Here is a 21442-nt window from a genome sequence, read left to right as displayed (position 1 = left end):
GTGTTGAGGGCAAAGGTTATACCAGGGTTTCGTTACCCCTTGAACGCAGCCTCGATGGCCGCGATGTCGATTTTCACCATGCCCATCATCGCCTCGAACGCACGCTTGGCTGCGGCCGGATCGGGGTCGGTGATCGCCGCTGTGAGCACCCGCGGGGTGATTTGCCAGGAAAGCCCCCACTTGTCCCGGCACCAACCGCACGCAACCTCCTCGCCACCATTGCCGACAATCGCCTGCCACAGGCGATCCGTCTCGGCTTGGTCGTCAGTGGCGACCTGGAATGAAAACGCCTGGTTGTGCTGGATACCCGGCCCGCCATTGAGGCCCAGGCACGGGATGCCCATGACGGTGAATTCCACGGTCAGGACATCGCCCTGCTTACCCGCCGGATAGTCACCCGGGGCTGTATGTACGGCCTCTACGCTGCTGTCCGGGAATGTCGCGGCATAGAACCTGGCAGCGTCCAGGGCGGCGCCGTCGAACCAGAGGCAGATGGTGTTTTTGTGGGTCATCTGGATACTCCAAAAAAGGCCATTGACCGCTACAGTCTAGCCCTACCGTGAGCGGGCCCAGTGACGAGCAATCAAAGCGTACCGCACGACACCGACTTCATGCCCAGCCAGGCCAGCGCACGCGTGGCACTCATGGGCCGCGCGCAGAGGTAGCCCTGGCCCAGCTCGCAACCGAGCTTGAGCAAGCCCTGGCGCTGGCTTTCGTGCTCGACGCCCTCGACCACCACCGCCATATCCAGCGCTTGAGCCAATGCCAGGGTGCTGCTGATCACTGCACGGTTACGGCTGCTGGTTTCAAGGTCGCGGGCGAAACGGGCATCGAGTTTGATTTCGGTAAAAGGCAGTTGGCACAGGCGCTCCAACGACGAATAGCCGATACCAAAATCATCAATGGACAGGCCGGCGCCCATCATCCGCAAGCGAATCAAGGTTTGCAGCACCCCGGGCGAGACCTGCAGTAATCCGCTTTCAGTGATTTCGAAGGTCAGGCGCGAAGGATGGATGGCGTAGCGCTCCAGCGCTGCGCACAGACGCGGGAGCAAGGACTTACAAGCCAGTTGCCCGGCCTCCAGATTAAACGCCAGAGAGAGCACATGCCCCTGTTCCTGAGCCGTCTGCTGGAATGCCAACGCCTGTTCCAGCAGGCTGAAAAACAGTTCATCCATCAAACCGAAACGCCCTGCCGGGGCGAGGAAATCAGCCGGGGGTAACACGCCAAACTGAGGGTGTTCCCAGCGCGCCAGCACTTCAAGACTGTCGCTTTTACCGGTCATCAGATTGAACTTGGGCTGGAAAAAGGCCTTGAGCTCATCCCGTGCAATAGCGTGCTCCAAACGTGCTTTGCTCGCGCGGGTATGGCGCGCCTGCCGAGAGACGGGGTGCCCGGCAGCGACCGTGGTTTCCAGGTATCGGGTCAACAGCGCCGCAATCGCCACCGCTCGCACCGGAGCATCGACATACCCCAGGAAACTCACCCCCAGCAGGCCGAGCATCCGTTCGATGGCGTCATGCAGATCCTGGGCATGGCTACTGCAAATGATCATGGACCTGACCCACCGGGTGCGGCTGAGTGCTTCGAGGGTCGTCAGCCCTTGCAGTCCTTCCTCCTTAAGGGTGCACAGCACGATATCCACCGGCCCTGTGCGGTCGAGCAGTTCCAGGGCCGCGGCCACGTCGGCCACGCCCATCACCCACTCACACCCCGAGTCCTTGAAGACCTGAGTGGCAACGAGCTGCTTGAAGGGGTGCTCTTCGACGACCAGAACACGAATTGGTAGAAAGGACATGACAAATCACAGACGACAGGGAAGTACGGCCATTCTCGTCACGCTTCCTACCGGCGTATTTAGGAAAAGTCTTAAATGGAAAACGAAAACTCCATGGTTTGAATACGTCGCAAATCAACTGAGAGCGCTGGCTTACCTGCTCCCTCAGTTGATTTGCGCATCACTGCCCTACATCTCGTAACGCAACGCCAGGCCCACCGTGCGCGGTGCGCCTACATCGACGATATCGCCACTGCGGTTGTTGGTGATGTATTCCTTGTCAAAAGCGTTTTTCACGAAGCCGGAGACCGCGATATTTTTGCTGACTTTGTACTCGGTGTTGAAGTTCATCAGCCAGTAGTTGTCGCTCCGGCGCTCGCCCGTGACGTTGCCTGCGGTATCAAACCTGTATTCCGAGGGCGCGGTGCTTTGATACACCAGGTCGGTGTTCAGGGTCAGGCGATCATTCCAGCGGTAGGTACCGCCCAAGGACAGTTTGTACTTGGGCGAGTTGAGGAAGCTCTCGCCGCTCATATTGCGGCCGTCGCCGGTCACGAAGTCCTTGTACTTGCCCGCAGTGATCGAGCCGCCTGCCGTCAGGGTCAGTTGTTGGCCGAGGTCTTTCTCGACAAACACTTCCAAGCCCTTGATATCGCTGCTACCGGCGTTGAACACCTGGACGAAATCGGTGTGGCGCTCCAGCACACTGACCTGCTGGTCTTTCCAGTCGGTGTAGTACAGGTTGGCGCGGGTACGCAGAGTCTTGTCGAAGAACGAGCCACGGTAGGACAGCTCGTAATTGGTGGTGTATTCCGGGTCGTAGCCCTCGTGGCCGCCACCGGCGCGGACGTTGACGCCGCCACCGCGATAGCCCTTCTGCACCATCACGCCAAGGTATTGGTTGGCAGCCAACTCATAGTCGAGGCCCAGTTTCGGCAGGAGCGCATCAAACGATTTGCTGACTTTTCCAGGGCTGGAGAAATCGTCCTGCTTGATGTTGGTGTCGTTGGTTTCGTGGTCGTAGCGCAGCCCGGTGATCAAGGTCCACTGCGGGGCGAATGTCCAGTTGATTTCACCGAACACGGCCTTGCTTTCAACGGTGGTATCGCCCTTGGCGGTACCAAACAGGACGTTGTCGAACAACAGGCGGTCGTGGAAGTTGTTGGTGTTGTGGCCGTAGTAGGCGCCGACAAAACTCTTCAGCGTGTCGCCACTGTAGTTCAGGCGCAGTTCCTGGCTGAACAGGTCGCCGTCCTGGGTGCGCAACACTACCTCGTTGGCGTCGGCTGACTGGTCGAAATCCAGGCGTGCGTCGTAATCGGAGCGAGTATTGGCAGTCAGGCTGGTCAGCGACCAGTTGTCGTCCAGGCGATAGTCCACCTTGGCGCTGAGCGTGTCCTGCTCAAGCTTGTCGTAGGCCCTGGTGTTGGACGTGATCTTGTAATAACGGATCTTGTCGTTCTGGCGCATGGCAGCGTTGTCGCCCTTGCGGCTTTCGCCATGGGCGTAGGTCAGCAACACATCCAGATCGTCGTTGGGCAGGATCAGTAGCTTGCCCCGGGCATTGCCGGTACGGGTCGGGTTGGCGTCGTCATGCAGGGCAACGTTGTCGATGTAGCCGTCGCCGTCCTGGTAATCCACGGCGATACGCGCGGCGATCTTGTCATCGACCAACGCGCCCCCACCGGCCACCGCTGCACCGCGCTCGCCATAAGTGCCCATGTTGGTGCGCGCGGAAAAACTCGGCTCGAACGTTGGGTTGCGGGTCTGGATCACCACTGCGCCGGCCAGCGAGTTGCGGCCCTGGGTGGTGGATTGCGGGCCGAGGAACACTTCGACCTGGTCGACGTCCCACAGCGGCATCGGGCTGAGGGTCAGGGCACGATTCGGTTGCACGGCGCCATCGACGAAGACCGACACCGCACCGTTGAGCGTGGCAGGGCCCTGATCATCGAAACCGGATACGGGCACGCCGCGAATCCCCCAGTTTTCATTGCCGGACTGGTTGTACACACCTGGCGTACGCGCAAATACGTCCACCAGATCACGGTCCTGCTTTTCACGCAGTTGCTGGTCGGTCACCACCACCACGCTCGACTGGGTCTGTTCCAAGCTGCGGTTGATCTTTTCACCGGTGACGGTGATCGGCGCGATCTCCAGAGCGCTTGCCGGTTCCGCGGCCCACGCACCGTTGCACAGGCAGATAGCCGAACCCACCGCCATTGTCGTTTTCTTTAAATTCACGCCCTGCTCCCCTACGCCTGTTTTTTGTTTTTTCTCGTGCCCGGAACGCTGTTTGTGCCCAGCCGGCGGGAGTCTAATTCAATCTTGATGTTAAAGAAATACAATTGATAACACATCTCATTCGTGGAATTTAGTGTCATGTAACGATGCTGATATCCCCGAACGTTTGCCGTACGTTGACCATTTCTGGAGCAGTGGTTATTATTCGAAAACCTACCGACCGGTAGGCAGTTTTTTTACGTTGGAGGCTGTATGAATTCGCAACCCACCCACAGGGTTCCCCTGAGGCTGGCTATTGGTCTGGGACTGATCGGCGCCCTCGGCCCGTCGGCGGTCGATATGTACTTGTCGAGCCTCCCGCAGATTGCCCACGAGTATCAGAGCAGCTTCGCCAGCGTGCAGTTGACCTTGACGTTCTTCCTCCTGGCCATGGGTGCAGGCCAGTTGATCTTCGGGCCCATCGTCGATGCCTATGGCCGGCGCCGCCCCCTGCTGGCCGGCCTGCTGTTGTTTACCCTGTGCTCATTAGGCGCGGCGTGGGCACCGACCCTTGAGACATTGATCGCTCTGCGTTTCGTCCAGGGACTTGGCAGCGCACTGACGCTGGTGGTGATCATGAGCATGGTCCGGGATGTCAGCGAAGGCGTGGCCGCAACCAAGCTCTTTGCGTTGCTGATGACCATCGAAGGGGTTGCGCCCATCTTCGCCCCGGCACTGGGTGGGATTATCGACACCCATTACGGATGGCGCGCGGTGATGCTGGTCCTCGCCGGGTTTGGCCTGGCCGTGCTCGGCAACAGTTGGCTGTCGCTGCCGGAAACCCTGGCCCCCAGCCAACGGGAACCGCTGCGCCTGGGCGCGGCGTGCCGGACTTACCTGACCATCGCCAGGGACCCGCACTTCCTGCGCCCGACCCTCGCCGTGGCCGCGGTGTTCTTCTTTCTGTTTGCCTACATCGGCGGTGCAACCCTGGTGTATCAGCAAACCTATGGCCTGAGCCCGCAAGCGTTTGGCATGCTGTTCGGCGTCACGGGCGTGGCCATCCTGATCGGGGCCATGAGCGCCGGGAAACTGGTCAGCCGCCTTGGCTTGAACCGTCTTTCCTTGATTGGCGTGTCGTGCATGGCGGGTGGCTCGGCAATCGCCCTGGTTTCCAGCGTTACCCTCCTGAGCCTGCCCGGTATAGTGGCGGGCATGGCGGTTGCCCTGTTTGGCCTGGGCATCGCGGAGTCCACGCTAATGTCGCTGGTAATGTCCTCGCGAAAACGCGCGCTGGGCTCCACCGCCGCACTGTTGGGGGCATTTCAACTGTCGATCTCCGCCAGTGCGACGCCGATCTCGGCCTTGGCGCTGACCTATGGACCAGTAGCTTGGGCCGCGTTGCTGCTGGCCAGCGCGTTGCTGACTTGCCTGCTGACCACCACCAGCCTCCCCCGGGGTGCTGGGCAAACCTATGACCTGACCGGGCACTGATCAAGGAGCAGCACCATGACATCCACCATCCTGACCTCGGCCGCCGAACGCATCGCACAACTGGCCGTGGAGCAATTTGCCGAGCATGGTTACGACGCCGCCTCACTGAATGACATCGCCGTTCGCGCAGGCATCAAGAAGGCTTCGCTATACGCCCACTTTGCGAGCAAGGACGCGCTCTACGTGGTCGCACTCGAACTCGCCCTACGGGCCGAGCTCGATTACGTGCAAAGCCAATTTGCCAGGAACTCGCGGTCGATCAAGGCCCCCGGCGAGGTCTATATCAACAACCTGCAACGCCGCCACAGCGCCAATCAATCCCTGCGGTTCTTGTTACGGGCCGCGTTCTACCCGCCGACGCCGCTGAGGGACGTGGTCATGTCCGGGTTCAATGACTATATGGCGACGATCCGCGGCCATTTCCAACAGGCGCTGCTTAAGGCCTATCCGGACGTAGACGAACAGGCCATGCAAGTGTTGGCAGAGGCTTACCTGGTGATGATCGACAGCCTGCATGTAGAACTGACCTACGGTGATGCGCCGGCCTACGCACGCCGTCTGGAGGCGCTGCAACGGTTGTCGCGGGCGGTGGGTTACGATGAGATTATTCTTCGGCTACGGGGGTAAATACCTGAACGGCCTTGGCAGATTCAAGTTCCGTTTTGGTTCTCATCGGAATGACGCCCAGGCCACTTCCCGAATCGAATGTTCTAAACATAGGTGATCGCAATGCCATGTGTTAAACAGCGACTACAAGGCCGGTGGAGTGCCCGCCGTGGTGACGTGCCGCCGAGTCGCATGCCCGCCCAGGAAAATGTAGATCACTGATATGGCGGGCTTTTTTTCAAAGCTGGCGCACGCATTCCAGCAGAAAAAGAGCGCATGCAAACTTGCGCCAAGGTGCCTGGATCTATATATTCCCTAGCCTGCTGTACCGCTCAAGCGCGTTGTTCGACAACGCCCCCTTGAGCAGCTTCATCGCGCTGCCGCCCGAATGGCGAAACTGGTAGACGCATGGGACTTAAAATCCCCCGCTCGTAAGGGCGTCCCGGTTCGATTCCGGGTTCGGGCACCATAGATATCAAGGGCTTGCATGATGAACTTCATGCAGGCCCTTATCTTTTCTGTTCCGCAATTTTATAAGCTGTTCCGCAATTATCCTTTCCCCGGCGTCCTGCCGACCGAACACCAAACCAAAATCCCCTACAGCTCGTCGCCTCACATCGCACAACCTGCAAACCTCGATTACTGTATGCACATACAGCATTCGGATTGACCCACCATGAACATCGATGAAAACACCTGCGAGTGGCTGGGATGCCCCACGCCTCTCGAAATGCACAAGCACCACTGCTCTCTGCTGGAGGATGAGATCAGCACCCTCTACCACCAGTTGCGCAAGGCCCGGGCGAATGTGCACGGCCTGGTCCAACTGAGCGACGATCTGGCCACCGGCAAAGCTCAGGCGGAGGAATCGCTAAGGAAGGCGCTCGAGGAGATAGCCAGGCTGCAAGAGGAAACAACGGTGCTAGGGACCAAGGTGCGCAGCTTGTCGCTTGTTTCCAGCCAGTGCGACTACCTGTTCAGGGAGAACCAGCGCCTGCTGCAGGAGCGGAAGCAGGAGCAATTGCCCTGACATACGCCTGGCAAGCCCGAAGCGCGATCAATCCTTGGTCGCCGGCATCGGTGATGGCGACAATTCGTTGAGCATGCGCTGGGTTAAGTTGGGCTCTCTGGTCTCCATGAACCACGCCGACGGCGCCGGAGGTGGCAGGCACGTTGCAGCCACTGGCTGAATCCGTGGCGTCGAGAAGGACTGACAGCCGCACATCAGCAGTAGCAAGGCGGTCGCGCAGCAGGACCTGGTTACGTTGAGCATCGGAAAGTTCTCGGGTGTGTTGTTGGTCTTGGGTGGCGAGCTGCTGCTCGGTGGCCAGGCGCTTGCCCTGCTCTGTACGGGCCTGCGCAGCCGCTGCATTGCTGATTGTGTCCAGGTCCGCCTGGTGCAGCCCGGCCTGCTCGGCGAGCTTATTGCCCATGCGCCAGTCTTGGACCTGCCACGCCGCCCCGGCGGCACCGGCCATCAGCACCAGGATCAGCACCGCTAACCCGACCAGCTTTTGAACCGACGTCATGCCAGCACCTGCAGCGCTTTGTCATACAGCGCCTGGCGGTCAGCCTGGCCATTGAGCCCACCATTGATGCGCCGGGTGATCTTCGTGAAGCCCTTCTGGTCCGCCAGGGTGTTCAGCCCACGGGTCGACCAGAACCAAGCCGCCGACATCGCGGCGTTCTGCGGCAGTTCCAGCAGCGCTGGCTGGTTGATCAGGTCCAGGCCCAAGGCCTCGCCGCACGCCGCGTAATTGGCCCGACCCGTGATCTGGATCAGGCCCCGTCCACGGAACTTGAAGCCATCACCCGCCACGGTGTTGCCCAGATCGGCGCGGCCTTCGTAGCCGGCCTGCTGCGCCGTGGGCCCCCAAATCTCACGCACCCACCGCAACTGGCCCGACTCATGCCCGAGCTGAGCGATGAAGGCGGCAACACGCAGCGCGCCGATAATGGCATGGCGATTCATCGCCGTGTTTAACGCAGAAACGAAAACGCCGGCTTGGCGGCCGGCGTTCGGGAGGATCTGCAGCAACTGCTGCTCTGTGATCGGCATGCTTTTCTCCAGGCGAAAAAAAACCGCTCAAGGCGGCCAGGTGTTGCGGGCATTTGGGCTGATCTACTGCTCGGTGACCGGCTCAACCTCGGCAGCCAGGCTTTCTGGCATCTCAACCGTGAGCGCGTCGGGCACCAGGATGTGCAGCGTGATCATGTGCTTCAGGTCGTACGGCTTGCCGTCTTTGGTAACCGTCACGGTCAGCAGGCCGTCGGCAAAATCAGTTTCTACATCGGCCCTGGCGTCAACCTGGTTCACTGTGTAGCCCCAGCCTTCATCAGCCGGCGGAAATGGAACCATGCCCAGGCAGCCGGTGATGCGATAGACGCCGGTCGCCTCACGGGATGACGCCACGGCGCCCGAGCCATTCGTCACAAAGTCATAGGTCGCGCCGGTGGCGCCGAGTACGTTGATTGCTGCTCTTGCCATGGTCAGATCGCCTTCAATGTGCCGTCGGCGGCACGGGTGGTATTGCCGGTGTGGTAGACCTCACGTATCGGGGCGGTAGCGTAGTCCCCAGCCCGGAACCACATACGACCGGTTACGGACATAAAGATCTGTGTGCCATAAGTCCCGCCGGGCCACGCACTATTGATAATGGTGCCGAACGATCCGGCCTCTGGCGCGCCATAGGTCTCGGTGGAGTTCCAGATCTGGAACGAGTTGCCGTATGTGTTGGTATTGTTCACAAGGGGCGAGGCGCGATCCCCTATCAGCATCAGATTTCCTGTTACAGAACCAGCATTCAGAGTTGCAGCTGTACCCAGGCCGAGCGTAGTACGCGCGCCAGGTGCAGAGGTTGCGCCTGTTCCGCCCATGGTCACCGGCACGATGTCCTGGGCAGATACATCACCCAACCCGGCGAGAGTCGCGCCCCACTGCTGAACCATCTGATTCACTGCGTCGGCCAGGGCTTTAGGGTAGCCATTGACGGGCACGATCCCATAACCGGCGCCGCCAACAGCCGCCCCACGGTACGCCGGCGAAATGGAAAGAGACGTATCGCTCGCAGGGTTGATCACTTGATAGATGCCCTGATCAGGACCAACAAACATATCCCCGGAACGGCAGTTCGAGAACTTGGTACCGACGCCCGTTACTGTCGGGCTCCCGTTCTGCACGCTCACCGTCCCTTCTGAAAACCAAGAAGCCATAGGTTTCTCCGCTAAAATACCCGCCCAAGGCGGATTAATTAAGTTCGTAAAAATCAATTAAATGGAAATGGGAGGCCGCCAGTTTTTATAACAAGTGCAGACGGTCGCCGATCAACAGGAAGAGAGTGATAGCCAATAGACGCAGTGCCATCGGGCGGCCAGTCCTGACTCGTAGTTCTACCCGGCGGGGCAAACATAAATGAGATACCACCAGACCTCCCGAAAGCCCCTTCAGCCATACCGTAAGTGGTTGTATAGGCACCTGGGATTGTGTCCGGATCAACGATGCCGCACGACCTACTCCACGGGAGGAAGGCCGCGTACTCAACGCCACTGCCGATATTGATATCGACAAGGCTGTGTACAGAGGCCGAGCCCGATGTGGACTGGTAGGAAATCCGCTCATTTCTTCCACCAAGATAGGTGGTGACCGGTCGCCCGTATCTGTCCAGAACCCCTCGTTCTGGTGCAATGATCGAAGAAACAACGTTCAGCGGTATTTGGTTGGAGTTAAAGGTAAAGACATTGCTCACCTCCCTAGTTTTTAAATAGGGACCCGGCAGACCGTCATCCCTCATCAAATCAAAACAGTAGTATTTGGTCGATGCACTGGCTCCAGCGAACAGGTAGGTCCAGGTATTCCCGTTGATCTTTAAACCAGTAACTACTCCTCGACCACTCAAGAAAACTATCGGAGCGACCGGACTGACAATTGAAAACCCAAACTGGTCGTCACCCGGAATCCCTTGCTCGACCCAGCTACTACCAATATTTGGATCGACGTTTACCCCTCTCAACGTTAGCCGCCGCCAGTTCTCCACGTATGACAAATATCCACTTTTGACCAATCCGTAACTTATGTTGTTTGTGTCATACAGAAGGCTGGAGTCACTTAGCTTAACAACAAGGCCGGCCATTTCTAGTAGTACCCGTAAGAGATACGGCAATTGGCCGAGAAGAACCCCCAGCCCGCCGTGTTGTATGAATAGACCCAAGACAGAGTAGTTCCAACAAGAGTGACGCCGGGCCTCTTCCCTTTTTCCACCTGCAAATCAACGAGCGGACAAACGGAAAAGAACAAGTGCCGACCTGGCGGCGCAGCCGGGATCTGAATAGACCCATTCTGCCCGCCAGTCTCAACGCTGCCTGTCTCCTGACTGATGAAGCTGGTCATATCAACCTTGATGAGACCCGTGTCTTTGTCCCGTATTACTAATCCCACCATGTCAAAGACTCAGGTCGATGCCATCAACACCATTGGCATAGGTGAATTTAAGTCCGTCACTGGTCAGCAGCGAAGAATTACCATTCTTGCTCCCACGGAAAACGAACTTGCCTGTTTCCATATTCAGTTCGATTAGCGGCTGACCATTGGCATCGACAGCAGCTGAACGCAGCACCATGCCTAGAATGATCTCCTGAATGAACGCCTTACTGATGATGGCCTGGTTCAGCACTACCTGATTACCTTCCACCACAAACATCGGAACAAGTTGGCCGCTTACCTCATCCACCACCGCAAATCGCTGAGCAAAGATCAGGAATTCCGCTTGCTCTCCGTCAGAACCAAAAGCAAAACCAGAAGTAACCCTCTTGCCACCCACAATGGTCTGCGCCTTAAGCGTAACCATTGACGAAACACGCCCATCGAGACCTACCACAGTCTGGCTCACTTGCTGAACCGAGGCGCTGGTCTCGCCAATGTTCGATTGCAGGGTTTCTGTAGTCCTGGCCAACGCCTCATTCGCCGAGGCCTGCACCTTCTTCTCGACCTCAAAGCTGGCTGTCGACTCCCAGGCCTTGATCGCGCCAGCAAGATCGCCGGAACCATCATCGCCGCGAACGGAAGCCCGCAGCGCTTCATTGCTGGACGCTTGAGACGTGACCTTGCCGTCGAGGTTGTTGACCTTGGTGTCGAGGCCAGTAATGGCCTGGGCATTGCCGGCTACCTTCTCTTCGGTCAGCTCCAGGTCGCTTTTGAGCTGCGTCAGTTGGGTGGCTGACGTCTGCTTGTTGGTGGCCACCACCTCCTGTAGCACGGTCAGCCCGGACTGGTTCGCCCCCACCCGCGCCTCCATCGTGGTGAGTTGCCGCGCCATTGCGTCGCTTTCCGACGCCCGCGTGCGCTTCTCAATCCCGAGATCAGCGGTCGATTGCCACCCTTTCACCGCGTCAGCCAGGTCGCCCGCGCCATCATCACCACGGGCGGCCGAGCGCAACGCCTCAACCGATGTCGCAGTGGACACCACCTGGCCCTCGATCTCCTCGATCATGCTGGTGACCAGTTGAACCTGCTGGGCCAGCGCGTTGGTGGTTTGCAGGATCGTGCCGATGTCCTTCCAGTACAGCGGGTTTGGCGGCGCTTCGCCGGCCGGTACCGCGCCAGTCGCCTGGTACAGGTGCCCATCCTTTTGCGTGAATGCGCCAGTGGCGTAGGGCTTCGTGGGGTCGTATGGCTCTGCCCCGGTGATCTGGCCTAGCAGCCCCTCCAGCTCTGCCTTGGCCTCCTTCAACCGTTCATTGACCGAATCAGGCCCATCGCCCGTAATAAGCTCGATCTCTTCGCGCAAGTCCTGGTACAGCGCCCCCTTACCGATCTTGTCGGCGAAGTACTTGTCGTACTCGGTCTGGTCCGAACTGGCCTGGCCATTTACCGCGCCAGGGATCGGGAAGAACGGCCCGACGTTGCCGGTACGGTCCACCAGGCGCGCCCAGAAAAACAGGCTCGCTCCCGCCAGCAGGCTGTGCATCTCATGCTTGGCCTGCGGGTAGCTGAAGTCGCTCAGCTTGATCGCCGTCGTCAGGTCCGGCGACTCGCTATACCAGACCTCAGTCCGCTGGGTGTCCTCAGCACCTGGTGGAAAGCCCCACTGGATGCCGATGCCGTAGACCAGACTGGTGGTGGTCAGGAACGCCACTGCCGGCGGCAACCCGACCTTCCCTTCCAGATTGGTCAGGTTGGAGCTTTTCCAGATCGAAGAAATCTCGAACGCACTGACCGAACGCACCCGGGCCAGGTACGCACCCGAATAAATCCCCGCAACGTCAACGCTTGTCGCGCCAGTGCGCTGCAGCTTGATCCAGTTGCCGCTGTCCTTGCGCCATTCAACGTCATACGCGACCGCGCCAGTCACGGCGGGCCACGAGATGTTCATGGTGCTGATGGCCAGGCCCTGGTCGATCGCGACGTTCGACGTGATGTCTACGCTCGCCGGTGCCGGTACTACTGTGATCGGGATCACGCTAACCGGGCGCTCTTCTAGGCGCGCACCGGTATCGATGCTAGGGAACTTGCTTGGCTCATACTGCAAGGCGCTGATGTCGTAATCACCCTCAGGCGTCCGTGCGGCTCTCATCACCCTATATAGAGGAATTGCCAGGTCGTCAGCGTCGATTGCCCACTGAAGCTGGGCTGCGGGTGGCTCGCTGTAGGCGACGGTCACGGTTACATTGCGGCCGCTCACGCTTTCTACGGTGCGCCCTTCTGCCCGCCCGCCCGGAAGGTTGATCACCAGTCGGTCGCCGGCCTTGGCCAGGGTGTCGCGGTCCAAGGTGATGACCTTCCCCGCCGCCGCCGCAATGCGCCCGCCTATCTCCCGGCCCGCCAACAGCGAGTCGGCCACGGGGATAATGAACCCAGGCAGCGGGATACGGCCTTCCATGCCGGTCCTGAAGCTGATGGTGCGGTCCTGGTTGTTGCTCAGCACCAGCCACTTAGCGCGGCGCTGGGCCTCAGATGCCCGAGTGCAGCCGATGGCACTGATCTCCGTCGGCTTGTCGCCCAGGCGGCGCTGCAGCGGCAAATCGGAATAGACCGTGACATCGGTGTCGTAGTTGTTCAGCGGGTTGTCGTAGCTGACAAGGCAGCGCGTAAAGCGAGTCTTCGCCGATGCGCTGCCATAGGAGATCTTGCCGTCGATGACATTCGACCGGGTGAAGACGTAGTCCATGTCCTGCGAGCGAGGCATATCGGCCTGCATGACCAGTTGGCCCTGAGCCCAGTACGTCATGCCGCGATAGATGCCGGCGATGTCCCGCAGCAATGACCAGGCATCGGCCTTGCCCTGCAGGTTCATGTCGCACAGGAACCGCGGCTCAACGCCTGCGGCACCGTCCGGCACCGACTGGTCGCAGTACTGAGAAATGCGGTACAACTCCCACTTGTCGACCATCCACGGCTTGATACGGCGGCCCAGGCCAAAACGATCCTGGGTGCAGATCCCGTAGGTGACCCAGGCTGGGTTATTGGTCCAGGCCTCCTTCATGGTGCCGTCCCAGGCGCCAGAGTAGGTGCGGGCCACCGGATCGTAATTGCTCGGAACCTGCCAGCGGCGGGCCTTGCACTTCACGGTGACGGCCGGAATGTTGGTGAACTGCTCGGCGTCGAACTCGATGAACAGTAGCGCCGTGTTCGGATAGCGCAGCTTTGCGTCGATCACCTGGGTGTAGCCTGCGATAAACAGGCTGTCTGCGATCTTGTCGGTGTTCTGATTTGGAGTGATGCGGCGAACTCGAATCAGCCATCCGCTGGTGGCCGGTGGAAGATCGATACGCATGGACTTTTCGTAACGAGTGGTGGCTTTGCCTGTCATGGCACCAACCAATACCTCCTGATACGCACCTCCATCGGTAGCCACATCTACCGCGTATTCGATGCTGTAACCACCTATGTTCCCTTCACTGTCCTGGCTCGCCAGTCGCGGCGTGGCCAGGCGAATACGCGCTGCCGACAGCTGAAGATTGGTCAGCGACTGAACCCACGGCGTGCCGCTGCGCAGCTCTATATTCAGCGAGGTTTCGTTGTCGACGGACGGGATACCTGGGATGTAGGTCTGCTCTACAGACCCGGGGCGCCAGTCCCACTTCACGTTGGTAAAGTTGAAATTGCCGCTGGCATCCTGAATAGGGGTGTTATCGAGGAAGATATCGCGCGCGGTGGGCGTCCCGTCGAATTCACCCTCGCCCACGGCGATCAGGATCTTGGCCACGTTGGTTGAGCGCAAGCTGTCGGGCGCCTCTACTGGTGCTTTTGGCTTGCTCTTGCCACCTTTGGCACCATGAACATCCAGATTCTGTGCTGCGCCCATGCTTTCCTCCAGGCAATAAAAAACCGCCTCTTGGGCGGCCTGTTCGCTTCGGTTCGTCTATGTCTTGTCTTCGGCGTAGATCGAAGCCGAAATGATTGCGCCGCCCCACCGGCGCTCACCAATGCAGATGGGGACAGGGTTGCCGCTGGCCGTGGTGTTCTTTGCGCTGCCGAATGCATAGCTGGGCATGTTTTCCGGTGAGGCGCTCTGCTTGAGGCCGGCGGCCTGCGGGCTGAGCATCTGGATCACGCCGCCGGCCAGCAGCGCAATGCCTGCTGGCGCCGTCGGAGCGCCGAAGTAGCTGGCGGCGATCAGCACCACGCCCAGCACGATCTGCAGGATGCCGCCGCGCTTGCTGCCCTCTACGACCGGTACGATGCGTATCTCCCTAGCACCGCCCATGCCGAACTCATCGGCACCGACGTTTTTTCGGTTGCGGAATATGGCAAAGCGCATCCCAAGGCGGCCAAGGCGGCGGATCTCTTCCTCGAATCCGTCGATGGTTGCCTTCAGCGCCCGGAAACTCTCCCAGGTGTCGCCCGAGCCAACCTGGCGCCGGTGCAGCCTGCCGAACTTCTGAGCCAGCGAGCCGGACAGTTTGATGGTGGTCATTGGCGAATAAACGATGGCGCTCATCGTGCCTCCTTGTGTCGAAGAATTAAGCGTGTGCGCTGAAGCCATGGCCCGCCGTAGACAATCACCTCTGATGGCCGGCCATAGAGGTGGTGCAGGACGAAGGGCCCAGGGCCGAACACGCCCGACTCTTCGCCTGGCAGCGCTGGGTCAGTTCCCAGGTAGATCCCCGCGTGGTTCGGATGCGCCGTGCGCCCGACCTCCATCACGATCATGTCGCCGCGCTGTGGGCTGTCGACTTGCTCGAAGCCGGCAGCGATATAGTTCGCCTCGTACAGACTGGTGCTATCTGCACTCTCCCACCAGCCATCGGTGCGATTGAAGGCTTCGAACTCAAGGCCCCACTCACGCTGGTACCACTGGGCGCATACTGACCAACAGTCCCACACACCATGTACAAACGGTCGCTTGAGCAGCGGCGTGCTGCCGCTCGGGGCAACAGTGCGTAGGTCGCCCTCGGGCCAACTCAAGATATGCCAGGGCAAGGCCGTGGCCTCGCACATGGCCAGGTCGCGCGATGACGGGCGGCTGGTGGCGTCCGGGTGAGAATGGACGATGCCGATCACCTGGCCCTGGTCTTCCGCCGCGGCGTAATCCTCTGGATCAAGCCGAAACTCTTCGTTCGGCTCCGTGGCGATGTTCCGGCACGGGAAATACATCTGCGCCCGGCCCACGGCCAGTACCAGCCCGCAGCACTCTTTCGGGTACTCGGCCGCTGCATGCGACTGGATGGCCGCAATGATGTGTTTGCGCATTTTTCAGCTCCGGGCAATGAGTGACACAGCGGGAAATCCACCGAATGGGTAGGGGTTTCCCTCGCCGAAGCGAGGAATGCAGCAGCGGCCCAGCGTTCCGTCAGGTATGTCGTTCTCAGGGTTATCTGTCAGATTCCCATCCTTGTCCCGGTACGGCCCTGTGTAGCCGCAGTCGGGACCTCTGTACCCGCCGGTTAGCGCCCAGTGGCACAGGGTTGTCATCTGTCTACCGATAGTTTCTCCGCCCACATCGCCCGGGCTGGCCAAGTCCCAACTGACCGTCTCGCCGTCCTCGTTGGTTTTCTGGTCGACATACCAGACCTCGATCGATTCCTGGGTGGGGTCCGCCGTGGGGTTGCCGCCTTCGAAGTTCACGGCGTCGAGAAACTCGGCCAGCGTATTGCGAATGGTCAGCTTGAACTCGAGGAGATCCTCGAAGGCCAGGCATAGAGCGGTGATCCGCCCATTGACGTTGCCAACCGAAAGCTTCGGCCGTACTGCGGTGCCGTCGCCGTTCGCCTCGCTGCCCTCGTACTGCATGGGCCAGGCGCCGTACTCTTCGCCCTTCCACCAAATCGACTTGGCGGGCAACTGGTCAGCATTGCCGCCGGCGGCGATCAGTTCTGCAGGCGTATGCGGGATAGCGTGACCATGGAAGCGCAGAACATCGGCGCCGTAATCGCTGCCATCCAGTTCAAACAGCATGATTTCGTTGCCAGGCTCAAGAGTCTGGATAGCATTGATCAGCGACATGGATTGACCTTTACGGGTGGAAGGCGCGCTCAAATGTCGCCGTCACTTTGAATACGCCCCCACCCATAGGGGTCGGGGTTGGGTTCTTGCATGTGAATAAGCCCAACTCTCCCAGCGGTGTAGTCCAGAGAAAGGCCTTTGCGCCCTTGTGGCGGTCGAAGAAGGCCATCATGGCCTTTGCCGCCGAGGTGGTGCCGGTGTGGGTTATCGGGTATGCATCTTCTTTATTGTTTGGACCATCGCCGACAACTTGCTTATAGCCCCCGCCAAAGCGCGATTCCCTGGTCCTATATTCAAGAGTCGGCGCCTCCCCGTGCTGGGTGGCCCAGGTGAACGTTTCAATCGCCATGGTTACCTCCCGTTGATGACGCGCCAGATTGATCCGCCAGGCTGTAAGCCTTTGGCGATAGCAGTTTCTGCCTCAGTTTTGGCTGCCTGCTGAATGCCCTTGCCAAGCTGAGTGGTGTCTTCCTGCGTCGGCGCGCTGCCGTCACCAGCCGTTTGCACGGAAACCGATACTGGGAAGTTGAAGGTATTGCCACCGCCTCCTCCGCCACCACCGGCCAGCGCCCGAACCCCAAGCTCGCCACCGGCCGTCCTGGTCAGCGGCATGATTGCTTCCGGCCCGGCCTCGGCGAAGATGCCCGCGCCCTTTGCGAAGGCGAACATCTGCGGCTTGTCGTGTACCTGGTTGCTGAAGCTGGAAAGGCTCGGCGAGTCGTAGACACCACCCTTCGCGTTGGCCGTGATGGCGCTGCCGATGCTGGAGCCGAAGCTGGTAGCGCCACCACCTCCGCCCCCGCCAAGCCATGCGCCAAGGGCTGTACCAGCGATGCTCGAAAGCAATCCCGATGCCGCTTGCCTGGTAGCGATCCTCGCCATATCGGCGATGATTGACTTGGTGAAGTCAGAGAACGAAAGCTTGCCATTGACGGCAAAATTCGCGACTGCGTCCTCCATGCCGGAAAAAGCATTGGTGAACAGGCTGCGAGTTTGCCCTGCGACATCTCGCGCAGACTCGAGATAGTTGTGGTAGGCAGAGGTTGCCCCCTTCCTCCAATCACCTTGAGCCTCAGACATCTTTCCGTAATTTTCGACGACAGTGTCCCGATACTTGACCTCGGCGTCCTGAAGACTGGCGAGGTCGCTCTCATAGTCTTGCTGGCTGTACTTGTCTGGAGCAGTTTTTCGCCGATCCAGCAGCTTGGCGCGTTCGTCGTTGAACTTGTCACGCGATGCATCAAGGTCGCGCTGCAATCCCGATTCGCGGTCACCCATCCCGACTGCCGCAGCGTTTCGGTCACCCGTGAGTGACAACGCTCTGCGCTGACGCTCAAGCTGATCGACGTAAGCCTCTGTGGCTGCGGTTTTCTTATTAAGGCGCCCCGTTTCTTCAGTGTCGATGACCGACAGTTCGCTCTCAGATTCTTTCTGAGCCTTGACCATGTTGGCCCGGGCGTCGGCAATCTTCTGGTCCAGCTGGATGCGCTGGGCTGCAGAAGTGCCGGCCTTGCCCTTCGCAGCCTCAAGCGCCGATATCTCGGCCTCATACGAGGACTTGACCTCTGACGCCTGCTGCTGGAGCAGTGCCACGCGCTGGGCCGTGTAGCTCTCCTGAGAGATGATCCCGGCTTTCTGCGCTGCCTCCAGTTCCTTATCGGCGCTCTTGTAGTAGCTGAGCACCGCATTGAGTTGATTCTTCGAGTCTTTGAACGAGGACAGGTCGACCGCGGTGGTCGTACCCTTCGGGTCCTTGTACTTGTCGCGGATGTTCTTCAGGTCGCGATCAATGTTCTTCTGATCAAGTAGCGGGCTGTTTGGATTCGCCTCGCGCAGGTTGGCGACTTTCCGAAGGTAGGCTTCCTCTTCCTTGTCGCGCTTCTGCTTGTTGCTGTAGGACGCAACCCGGATTCGCTCGAGCTCCAGCTCGGCCTCGATGCCCTTGTCCTGGACCTTTTGGCGGTCACCGAGGTATTTTGTACGCGTTTTCTCTGCTTCTATCTGGAGCTCAAGGAACGCAAGATCCCTGGTGTCTCTCGCAGTATCACGCGTCTCGATACCCATCGCAGCAGCCCGGCCACCCCGACCCTGTCCAGTCTTCAGCCTCTGGCGGATTACTTCGGCTTGCTGCTCCAGGCTTTGAGTACGTCCGATCTCCTTGGTGGCGTCCAGAGCGCCTTTCGCAGCGTCCCTTACTGCATTCCAGCCGCGCTCTATGATCCCCAGGTTCTGCGTTATCTCTCCGGTGCGAGTTTCGATCGTGCTGGCGTATGAGTCCGTCAGTAATTTAGCAGCACCAACTGTATCGCCTTGCTCCTTAAGCGCGACAATCTGCGAGTAAATCGACGCTGTCAAAAAGTGGTATTGATCGTTTAGTTCTTTTGCGGCGGCGACAGGGTCTTTCGCAATTTTCGCGAACTCGGCGATTGTCTCGTCAATAGCGCGCCCTGTAGCCTTTTCCATCTGCAAGGCGGCTTCGGTGATCTGGCCAAAGCTATCACTGGCGATCTTTCCGTTACCGGCGAGCTTTGCCAGCACTTCAGCGGCAGCACCTGTCGTTCCAACTGTGGCGCTGACCTGTCGGGCCATATCGCTCAGTTGACTTGCGCTCGTGCCGGCCACATTACCGCTGAGAATCAGCGCCTCATTGTAAGCATCTGCCTCTTCACTGCCCTTGTAATACGCCAGGCCTAACGCAGCCACGGCGGCTGCAGCAAGCGTAAACGGATTTATCAGGCCAAGTACGTAACCACCCAGCGCCTTCGCCGCCGGCGCAATCCCGCCGAACATATCTTTGAGCTGGCCGCCCTGCTGCAGCAGAACTGTCAGCGGCGCCTGTCCACCCTGGAGAGAGACGGCAATGTCAGTGAACTGGGCTGGCACGCCGCGCAGCGCTGCAGCGGTCTGCTTCGCCGTGTTTCCGGTCCGAGTAAGGCTGTCGTCGAATCTTCCCAGGTTCGCCCGCGACTGGTCGATCTTGCCCTGGTACTCACTGAACGTTGACGCGTCCAGCGCTCCCAGTTTTTTTTGCTTGGCCAGTTTCGTTTCAAGGTCGTCTAAGCGACCAAGAGCCTTGACCGTTGGGTCAATCTCGCCGAGCAGATCTGATAGCTCGTCCTTCTGCTTCTTCATCGAAGCAGTCGCCTTATCAGCCCCGCGCGCTAAGCCTTCGGCTGCCTTCTCCGCACGCCCCCCGGCCGCAGTAAGCTTGTCTAGATCGGTGCTTGCCTGCGCAGCATCCGTCGAATCGACCTTAATGCCGAGCTCAGCAATCGACGTCATACTTTTCTCCAGGCACAAAAAAGCCCGCTCAGTGGCGGGCTATTGGGTTCACTTAATCTATTTATTCAGCTTTGAATTCGTTTCCGCAAACTGGCAGGTAATGCTTATGTCTGTTTGCATGCCTTCCCCGAACTTGGCCACCGGCCTGGTTCCTACGCCCTCGACTACGTACTTCGAGAACCCTGCGTATCCACCGTAGCTGTTCTTGGCGTTTACTTCGCCACATACAACCGTATTGTCACGGAGGCGATAAACCTTCTCACCCCTGAACTCAGCTGACGCCGAGTCGTTTAGGTTTCGTTTCACTTCGTCCCGCGCTTTCTGCACATCGCTGTTTCCACACCCTGCCAGCGTTACGATCGCTAAAGCTGCAACCAGAATTTTCATCTCGACCACTCCTTGAGGCACTTAGAAACTGGTCGGTTGGACAGCTACCGAACCACCGCCTGCGGGTATAAAAACCCTAAATTTCTTTTGCTGGCCCTGCTTCAAAACCACTGACGTTTCCATTCGTTCGGGATTCGCTGCGCAAAGTGCTGAGCCGTCCAGAGCGGCACCTAGCAACCACTCGCCTGAAGGCACCTCGAAGACAGCCTTCTCGCCAGTGTCCAGCTTCGCCACAGGAGCACCATTGAGGAAAATCGTTGCAAAACATCCCCCACCTTGAAATCCGGTGTCTCTCGTCACAATCAACGAACCTCCACCAGGCACTGGCTTCTGGTAACCGATCACCCTTTCAGATGGCGCCTGACGCGCCTTGTCAGAAGGTACGGGTGATGTCGCACATCCCGTTATCAACGCCGCTACCAGCGCACCCAGTATTAATTTCATGTCGTTCCCTCGTTGAGATATCACAGGACTTTATCATCAACGAGAAAGCAACATGAACGCCGGGGTAGTGAGTCCCTGTGGCTTTGTTCAGCTCCGGCTCTCGCTCATCACCAGCAGCGCTTCGGCCTCCATCATCCGCAGATCAGGAAAAGCCTGTGACAGCTCAGTACGCTTGAGGCCGATCATGCTGGCCACCGGCTTGAGTGCGTTGTAGTCCAGGCCCACGGCGCCGCCCATACCCACACGCCACTGCGTGGACATCGCCTCGAACAGCAGGAAGGCCGGCCAGTTATCTGGCCAGACCTCGTACTCTTCATCGGGGATGTCGGCCTTGGTCATGCCGAAGGCCGCCAGGTCAGCCTCTGACGGCCCTTGCTCGTACAGGATGCGGGCGACGCCGGTCAGTTTCCCAGGCGGGCCGGCTGATATGCGGCCTGGTAGGCTTCCAGCACAGCCTTTGGCGCTCCAACACAGGTGGTGACCAGCGCAGTCATGGCCTCGTCGGACAGCTTCTCATCGAAGCCCCAGCCGCTGACGATGTCCTTGAGTTGTTCGACCTGCAGCGCGATTTCCGAAGCCGTGGCGTCCTGCCAGGACATGCCTTCGTCCTGCACCTTGGTGGCGTGCGCGTCACGCGCAGTGTTCCAGCGGTCGAACAGCGCCGAAAGCGCGATGCGGTCCAGGTACTTGAACTCGAAGTCCACGGCCACCGCTTCACCGCCCACACGGGGGATCTGAACCTTGGCTTTGAACGTTGGGTTTGGCGCGATCTTGATCTTGGCCATTGG

General features: G+C 59.3%; 21 protein-coding genes and 1 tRNA gene. 4 read left to right on the top strand and 18 right to left on the bottom strand.

The genetic code is table 11. The features are described from left to right. Positions 1-32: 32 nt before the first annotated feature. The 3 genes from JFT44_RS22500 to JFT44_RS22490 all read right to left on the bottom strand — a co-directional run bounded on the left by JFT44_RS22500 (position 33) and on the right by JFT44_RS22490 (position 4021). Entirely contained in the window at positions 33-512 is a 480-nt protein-coding gene (locus JFT44_RS22500) for a VOC family protein (protein ID WP_057441868.1), read from the bottom strand. A gap of 71 nt (positions 513-583) precedes the next feature. Then, positions 584-1798, bottom strand: coding sequence for an EAL domain-containing protein (locus JFT44_RS22495; protein ID WP_057959523.1), 1215 nt, complete (start codon positions 1796-1798; stop codon positions 584-586). Positions 1799-1966: 168 nt separating this feature from the next. Beyond that, entirely contained in the window at positions 1967-4021 is a 2055-nt protein-coding gene (locus JFT44_RS22490) for a TonB-dependent receptor (protein WP_057959522.1), read from the bottom strand. 252 nt (positions 4022-4273) lie between these two features. Here JFT44_RS22490 and JFT44_RS22485 point away from each other — a divergent pair, with 252 nt between their 5' ends. From JFT44_RS22485 to JFT44_RS22470, 4 genes are all read left to right on the top strand, one after another. Continuing rightward, positions 4274-5494, top strand: a complete 1221-nt coding sequence (locus tag JFT44_RS22485; protein ID WP_186626182.1) for a multidrug effflux MFS transporter — start codon at positions 4274-4276, stop codon at positions 5492-5494. 15 nt (positions 5495-5509) lie between these two features. Further along, complete coding sequence (locus JFT44_RS22480) at positions 5510-6121, top strand: TetR/AcrR family transcriptional regulator (RefSeq protein ID WP_057959520.1); 612 nt, start codon at positions 5510-5512, stop codon at positions 6119-6121. A 361-nt stretch (positions 6122-6482) separates the two neighbouring features. Continuing rightward, a tRNA-Leu gene (locus tag JFT44_RS22475) sits at positions 6483-6569 on the top strand. A 207-nt stretch (positions 6570-6776) separates the two neighbouring features. Continuing rightward, positions 6777-7130, top strand: coding sequence for a hypothetical protein (locus tag JFT44_RS22470; RefSeq protein ID WP_198831196.1), 354 nt, complete (start codon positions 6777-6779; stop codon positions 7128-7130). Here the strand turns inward: JFT44_RS22470 and JFT44_RS22465 are convergent. The 15 genes from JFT44_RS22465 to JFT44_RS22395 all read right to left on the bottom strand — a co-directional run bounded on the left by JFT44_RS22465 (position 7078) and on the right by JFT44_RS22395 (position 21439). Next, positions 7078-7629 carry a lysis system i-spanin subunit Rz gene (locus tag JFT44_RS22465; protein WP_198831195.1) on the bottom strand — a complete coding sequence of 184 codons (552 nt, stop codon included), beginning with the start codon at positions 7627-7629 and terminating at the stop codon, positions 7078-7080. The genes JFT44_RS22470 and JFT44_RS22465 overlap by 53 nt on opposite strands. Next, positions 7626-8159: a glycoside hydrolase family 19 protein gene (locus tag JFT44_RS22460; RefSeq protein WP_198831194.1), complete on the bottom strand. Its 534-nt coding sequence runs from the start codon at positions 8157-8159 to the stop codon at positions 7626-7628. Before JFT44_RS22460 ends, JFT44_RS22465 begins: the two co-directional genes overlap by 4 nt. Before the next feature lie 63 nt (positions 8160-8222). Beyond that, complete coding sequence (locus JFT44_RS22455; protein WP_198831193.1) at positions 8223-8588, bottom strand: phage tail protein; 366 nt, start codon at positions 8586-8588, stop codon at positions 8223-8225. Positions 8589-8590: 2 nt separating this feature from the next. Then, positions 8591-9313, bottom strand: coding sequence for a phage tail protein (locus JFT44_RS22450; RefSeq protein ID WP_198831192.1), 723 nt, complete (start codon positions 9311-9313; stop codon positions 8591-8593). Between the two features lie 53 nt (positions 9314-9366). Further along, a complete protein-coding gene (locus tag JFT44_RS22445; protein WP_233098408.1) occupies positions 9367-10230 on the bottom strand; it encodes a hypothetical protein in 864 nt (287 codons plus the stop codon). Positions 10231-10539: 309 nt separating this feature from the next. After that, positions 10540-14400, bottom strand: a complete 3861-nt coding sequence (locus tag JFT44_RS22440) for a DUF1983 domain-containing protein (protein WP_198831191.1) — start codon at positions 14398-14400, stop codon at positions 10540-10542. A gap of 57 nt (positions 14401-14457) precedes the next feature. Further along, a complete protein-coding gene (locus JFT44_RS22435; protein ID WP_198831190.1) occupies positions 14458-15036 on the bottom strand; it encodes a tail assembly protein in 579 nt (192 codons plus the stop codon). Beyond that, entirely contained in the window at positions 15033-15788 is a 756-nt protein-coding gene (locus JFT44_RS22430; RefSeq protein WP_198831189.1) for a C40 family peptidase, read from the bottom strand. Before JFT44_RS22430 ends, JFT44_RS22435 begins: the two co-directional genes overlap by 4 nt. Before the next feature lie 3 nt (positions 15789-15791). After that, positions 15792-16541: a phage minor tail protein L gene (locus JFT44_RS22425; RefSeq protein WP_198831188.1), complete on the bottom strand. Its 750-nt coding sequence runs from the start codon at positions 16539-16541 to the stop codon at positions 15792-15794. A 10-nt stretch (positions 16542-16551) separates the two neighbouring features. After that, entirely contained in the window at positions 16552-16890 is a 339-nt protein-coding gene (locus JFT44_RS22420) for a phage tail protein (RefSeq protein WP_198831187.1), read from the bottom strand. 2 nt (positions 16891-16892) lie between these two features. Next, positions 16893-19823: a phage tail tape measure protein gene (locus JFT44_RS22415; RefSeq protein ID WP_198831186.1), complete on the bottom strand. Its 2931-nt coding sequence runs from the start codon at positions 19821-19823 to the stop codon at positions 16893-16895. A gap of 57 nt (positions 19824-19880) precedes the next feature. Further along, on the bottom strand, positions 19881-20210 hold the full coding sequence (locus tag JFT44_RS22410) for a hypothetical protein (protein ID WP_198831185.1): 330 nt from the start codon (positions 20208-20210) through the stop codon (positions 19881-19883). Positions 20211-20231: 21 nt separating this feature from the next. Next, the gene (locus JFT44_RS22405) at positions 20232-20654 is read right to left on the bottom strand and encodes a hypothetical protein (RefSeq protein WP_198831184.1); all 423 of its coding nucleotides are present in this window, start codon (positions 20652-20654) and stop codon (positions 20232-20234) included. An 87-nt stretch (positions 20655-20741) separates the two neighbouring features. Then, positions 20742-20993 (bottom strand): DUF1799 domain-containing protein, encoded by a 252-nt coding sequence (locus JFT44_RS22400; protein ID WP_198831183.1) that lies wholly within the window; start codon positions 20991-20993, stop codon positions 20742-20744. Between the two features lie 62 nt (positions 20994-21055). Further along, positions 21056-21439 (bottom strand): phage tail assembly chaperone, encoded by a 384-nt coding sequence (locus JFT44_RS22395; protein WP_198831182.1) that lies wholly within the window; start codon positions 21437-21439, stop codon positions 21056-21058. Positions 21440-21442: the final 3 nt, after the last annotated feature.

Source organism: Pseudomonas sp. MF5691 (assembly GCF_016405645.1).
Lineage (GTDB): Bacteria > Pseudomonadota > Gammaproteobacteria > Pseudomonadales > Pseudomonadaceae > Aquipseudomonas > Aquipseudomonas shahriarae.
The sequence above is the reverse complement of the archived record's forward strand: the minus strand, read 5'-3'. Positions and strand labels throughout refer to the sequence as shown.

Excerpts from the sequence above, each read along its gene's own strand:
- JFT44_RS22500 (WP_057441868.1), bottom strand. The coding sequence starts at position 512 with ATGACCCACAAAAACACCATCTGCCTCTGGTTCGACGGCGCCGCCCTG.
- JFT44_RS22460 (WP_198831194.1), bottom strand. The coding sequence starts at position 8,159 with ATGCCGATCACAGAGCAGCAGTTGCTGCAGATCCTCCCGAACGCCGGC.
- JFT44_RS22430 (WP_198831189.1), bottom strand. The coding sequence starts at position 15,788 with ATGCGCAAACACATCATTGCGGCCATCCAGTCGCATGCAGCGGCCGAG.
- JFT44_RS22485 (WP_186626182.1), top strand. The coding sequence starts at position 4,274 with ATGAATTCGCAACCCACCCACAGGGTTCCCCTGAGGCTGGCTATTGGT.
- JFT44_RS22415 (WP_198831186.1), bottom strand. The coding sequence starts at position 19,823 with ATGACGTCGATTGCTGAGCTCGGCATTAAGGTCGATTCGACGGATGCT.
- JFT44_RS22455 (WP_198831193.1), bottom strand. The coding sequence starts at position 8,588 with ATGGCAAGAGCAGCAATCAACGTACTCGGCGCCACCGGCGCGACCTAT.
- JFT44_RS22480 (WP_057959520.1), top strand. The coding sequence starts at position 5,510 with ATGACATCCACCATCCTGACCTCGGCCGCCGAACGCATCGCACAACTG.
- JFT44_RS22445 (WP_233098408.1), bottom strand. The coding sequence starts at position 10,230 with ATGGCCGGCCTTGTTGTTAAGCTAAGTGACTCCAGCCTTCTGTATGAC.
- JFT44_RS22465 (WP_198831195.1), bottom strand. The coding sequence starts at position 7,629 with ATGACGTCGGTTCAAAAGCTGGTCGGGTTAGCGGTGCTGATCCTGGTG.
- JFT44_RS22420 (WP_198831187.1), bottom strand. The coding sequence starts at position 16,890 with ATGGCGATTGAAACGTTCACCTGGGCCACCCAGCACGGGGAGGCGCCG.
- JFT44_RS22440 (WP_198831191.1), bottom strand. The coding sequence starts at position 14,400 with ATGGGCGCAGCACAGAATCTGGATGTTCATGGTGCCAAAGGTGGCAAG.
- JFT44_RS22425 (WP_198831188.1), bottom strand. The coding sequence starts at position 16,541 with ATGTCGCTGATCAATGCTATCCAGACTCTTGAGCCTGGCAACGAAATC.
- JFT44_RS22495 (WP_057959523.1), bottom strand. The coding sequence starts at position 1,798 with ATGTCCTTTCTACCAATTCGTGTTCTGGTCGTCGAAGAGCACCCCTTC.
- JFT44_RS22410 (WP_198831185.1), bottom strand. The coding sequence starts at position 20,210 with ATGAAAATTCTGGTTGCAGCTTTAGCGATCGTAACGCTGGCAGGGTGT.
- JFT44_RS22435 (WP_198831190.1), bottom strand. The coding sequence starts at position 15,036 with ATGAGCGCCATCGTTTATTCGCCAATGACCACCATCAAACTGTCCGGC.
- JFT44_RS22450 (WP_198831192.1), bottom strand. The coding sequence starts at position 9,313 with ATGGCTTCTTGGTTTTCAGAAGGGACGGTGAGCGTGCAGAACGGGAGC.
- JFT44_RS22405 (WP_198831184.1), bottom strand. The coding sequence starts at position 20,654 with ATGAAATTAATACTGGGTGCGCTGGTAGCGGCGTTGATAACGGGATGT.
- JFT44_RS22400 (WP_198831183.1), bottom strand. The coding sequence starts at position 20,993 with ATGACCAAGGCCGACATCCCCGATGAAGAGTACGAGGTCTGGCCAGAT.
- JFT44_RS22470 (WP_198831196.1), top strand. The coding sequence starts at position 6,777 with ATGAACATCGATGAAAACACCTGCGAGTGGCTGGGATGCCCCACGCCT.
- JFT44_RS22395 (WP_198831182.1), bottom strand. The coding sequence starts at position 21,439 with ATGGCCAAGATCAAGATCGCGCCAAACCCAACGTTCAAAGCCAAGGTT.